Source organism: Chamaesiphon polymorphus CCALA 037, assembly GCF_003003845.1.
Taxonomy (GTDB): domain Bacteria; phylum Cyanobacteriota; class Cyanobacteriia; order Cyanobacteriales; family Chamaesiphonaceae; genus Chamaesiphon; species Chamaesiphon polymorphus.
In genome coordinates this window covers 1-2,812 of record NZ_PVWO01000634.1, presented here as the reverse complement: position 1 = coordinate 2,812, position 2,812 = coordinate 1, and the positions used below count along the sequence as shown (strand labels likewise).

5 protein-coding genes are annotated in these 2,812 nt (G+C 45.8%); all 5 read left to right on the top strand.

Annotated features, from left to right (window positions below; translation table 11 throughout):
* The first annotated feature begins 36 nt into the window (after positions 1–36).
* The 5 genes from C7B77_RS27530 to C7B77_RS27515 all read left to right on the top strand — a co-directional run bounded on the left by C7B77_RS27530 (position 37) and on the right by C7B77_RS27515 (position 2,662).
* Positions 37–516, top strand: coding sequence for a PIN domain-containing protein (locus tag C7B77_RS27530; RefSeq protein WP_106312568.1), 480 nt, complete (start codon positions 37–39; stop codon positions 514–516).
* 59 nt (positions 517–575) lie between these two features.
* The gene (locus C7B77_RS30520) at positions 576–713 is read left to right on the top strand and encodes a hypothetical protein (protein ID WP_181244055.1); all 138 of its coding nucleotides are present in this window, start codon (positions 576–578) and stop codon (positions 711–713) included.
* A 41-nt stretch (positions 714–754) separates the two neighbouring features.
* Complete coding sequence (locus tag C7B77_RS27525) at positions 755–1,243, top strand: hypothetical protein (protein WP_106312566.1); 489 nt, start codon at positions 755–757, stop codon at positions 1,241–1,243.
* Positions 1,225–1,869, top strand: coding sequence for a hypothetical protein (locus C7B77_RS27520; RefSeq protein ID WP_106312563.1), 645 nt, complete (start codon positions 1,225–1,227; stop codon positions 1,867–1,869). Before C7B77_RS27525 ends, C7B77_RS27520 begins: the two co-directional genes overlap by 19 nt.
* A 277-nt stretch (positions 1,870–2,146) precedes the next feature.
* Complete coding sequence (locus tag C7B77_RS27515) at positions 2,147–2,662, top strand: restriction endonuclease (protein WP_106312560.1); 516 nt, start codon at positions 2,147–2,149, stop codon at positions 2,660–2,662.
* Positions 2,663–2,812: the final 150 nt, after the last annotated feature.

Sequence of the window (2,812 nt, the reverse complement as noted above, 5' to 3'; positions counted from 1 at the left end):
TAAATCTCTCGAAGAATCGCGGAGATAATTCAAGTAATGATTGTGTTCCTAGATACTAATATTCTTGGATTAATTTCCAATGAAAATATTGATTTTGATGAAGGGCAACAATGTCAGAAATGGTTTAGTAAGTTATTAGCAAGAAGTGTTTATTTTATTACTTCTGATGTTTGCGATTATGAAGTGAGGAGGGGATTGATAAGTTCATCGATTATCGAGGGGGAGATTGCTCCAGGTATCAGCTCATTAGATTCTCTCAAGAGCGACGGGTTGCTAGAATTTTTACCTGTTTCTACCAAAGCTTTCGATTTAGCTGCCGATCTTTGGGCAAGAGCATCTACAAGTGGGCAAACTACTAGAGATAAGAAAGATATCGACTTTGATATTATTATTTCCGCTCAATACCAACTACTCAAGGATGAGTATCCAGGACAGCAAGTTATTGTGGCGACAACAAATTTAAAGCATCTATCTTTATTTTGTGAGGCGGCGCAGTGGCGAGATATTAATTTATAGTTTTGGGTCTGTGTGAATCGAAGACCAGCGAGCGATGTGTTTTTGTGGAGGAGTAAATAATGAGCGAACAGGATATCCTCGACCAACTTGAGGTTTGTTGTCCGGTATGCGGTAGCAACAGTTTTAGTCATGATGAAACCAATGGCATCAGTTGCGATGAGTGTGATTATATAGAGCTAGAAAATGACAATATTTAAACGTCAAATTAGATCGTAATCAGAGCTAGGTGTAAGTTAGTATGCCAAAAAAAGTCGGTCATAACTGTTTTCAATGCTCGAAATTGAGTACCGCCGAGGCACAGACTAAACCTTGCTGGGAGGCGGCGCGATGTCCGAATCGACGGCATTATCAACGCAATAAGGCGCGGATTAGCCAGCAACGATCGCAAAGTCGTCCGGTAGAGTCGGCTGGTAATGTACTTCGGACGATCGCCATCGAGCCACCGATCGGTACTGCTGTTAGCATTATCTTCTATCGAGAGCGGCAGGATGCGCCAGTTCATGCGATCGCGGCTGAGGTTTGGCAAGGTTATGAGAAGGTGTTGAAGGTGGAGCCGATGCACTGTATGGGTTTAACTCCGGCTCAGGTAGTGGGGGTGATGACAGAAATTTTGAAGGCTTGTTCGAGTGAGTTGGGGGTGGAGTTGACTAAGTTCGCGTCGAAAATAGAGTTGCATCCCAGCCAGTGTCCCATTAGTTCTTGTCCGCAATGGCACCACAACAATTAGAGTTAGATTTGTGGCAGATATTAGCTGTCGCCCACGCCGAACCAGCGACGGTCGGTTTTATCGAACTGTGCGGTCATTTAGAGGGGTTGAATCTGGTTGATGGGGCGCGGGCGGTTGGAGAGATTACTGAGATTTACCGAGTTCGAGCGGAGACAATTCTGACTGAGATTGCAGCAGCTTATGTGCCAGTTAAGGAACCAGTTTTACCAGATGAACTCTGGGCGCATCTTTATCGGCAAACTTTCATTTTGCGGGATGAACATCTGTATCTGGAGGTGGAACACGACTATCCGCAGGAGCGGCAGTCGGTGATTAAGTTGGGGGTGGAGGCGGATAAGGTGGCAACTGAGGCAATGATGAGAGCGGCGGTGAAGGGAAATGCTCATGAAGAGGAGATCGAGCTGTGGGCGAGTCGGATTCGGGGGGTGATGGTGGAATGTGGTGAGATGTTGTTGGTTGAGTTGCAGCAAAAGTCGGGTCTGAATCTGGTAGATTTATGGTTAGGGTTATTGTTGGGGGATACTGGCTGTTCGATTCGCCGTCAGTTGAGTTGTGATGTAGAATTTAGTGTTGATTTCTACGATCGAGCAGGGATTTGGATCGTGGATTATCGAGCGAATTTTTAGCGATCGATTTTCACCTCAACTTTAAATCGAGCGGGTTTAAAGGTAGCGTGCGGTAGACACAGATGCGTCGTCTAACTCTAGCCCTAGCTGGTTGGCACTGGCGATTTACATCTAAAATTCGGGAATTATAAGTGCAACTCTGACAATATTTTCTCCTTCGAGATTTTGTGATGATGCTAGAAAATAAATGTGTTGTTGCCGAGCTAGATCTGTTGTTTATAGGCAGAAATCCATAATCTCAATACCAAGCGCAGATGCTCTTGAGTAATTTCCAACAATGGCATTGACTTCAGATTACCCAGATAATTGGACGCAAATTGCAACTGCGATTAAACAAGCAGCGGGGTATCGTTGCGACCGTTGTGGGTTGAAGTGTTTGCCGCCTGCTCGCAGTTATCGTCATTTGGATCGCTCTTTGCGGCGGAGACTTTCGGCTCAAGTCCATCACGTCGATCGCAATCCGGCTCACAATGACAGAGCTAATTTGGTATGCGTGTGTGCGGGTTGTCATCTGCGGTTGCATCGTCACCACCCCAAAACGACTCCGGGGCAGTTAGCGTTGAAGTTGAAATTGCCTAAAGTTCGCCGAGTGCGCCAAAAATATAGAAATTTTCAGTTGACGCTGGCCGATCTAATCGAGCGATTGCCACAATTACCGAGCGGATTAGATCGACAACTCGAATTAGATTTGGACGATCGCTCGCTTGGGGATGTTTTGGCTTTAGATGTTAGTGGTGCCATAGAGTCTAGCGATCCTAAAGGCGATCCGGGTGCTCCAATTGCAACGGATTAGGGCGATATGAAGATTCGCAGCGAGCGAGTACCGGGTCGCAGTGGCACTCTTTATCAACGTACTAAGAAGAAACACTCACGGTTCGCTCATTTTGGAGAGAGGTAGTCAAATTGGGTTAAAGTTTGACAATGAGCAAGCCTGTAACCTTAA

What these genes read in the sequence shown, in the direction of transcription:
- C7B77_RS27520 (WP_106312563.1), top strand. Translation starts at nt 1,225, where the DNA reads ATGGCACCACAACAATTAGAGTTAGATTTGTGGCAGATATTAGCTGTC.
- C7B77_RS27530 (WP_106312568.1), top strand. Translation starts at nt 37, where the DNA reads ATGATTGTGTTCCTAGATACTAATATTCTTGGATTAATTTCCAATGAA.
- C7B77_RS30520 (WP_181244055.1), top strand. Translation starts at nt 576, where the DNA reads ATGAGCGAACAGGATATCCTCGACCAACTTGAGGTTTGTTGTCCGGTA.
- C7B77_RS27515 (WP_106312560.1), top strand. Translation starts at nt 2,147, where the DNA reads ATGGCATTGACTTCAGATTACCCAGATAATTGGACGCAAATTGCAACT.
- C7B77_RS27525 (WP_106312566.1), top strand. Translation starts at nt 755, where the DNA reads ATGCCAAAAAAAGTCGGTCATAACTGTTTTCAATGCTCGAAATTGAGT.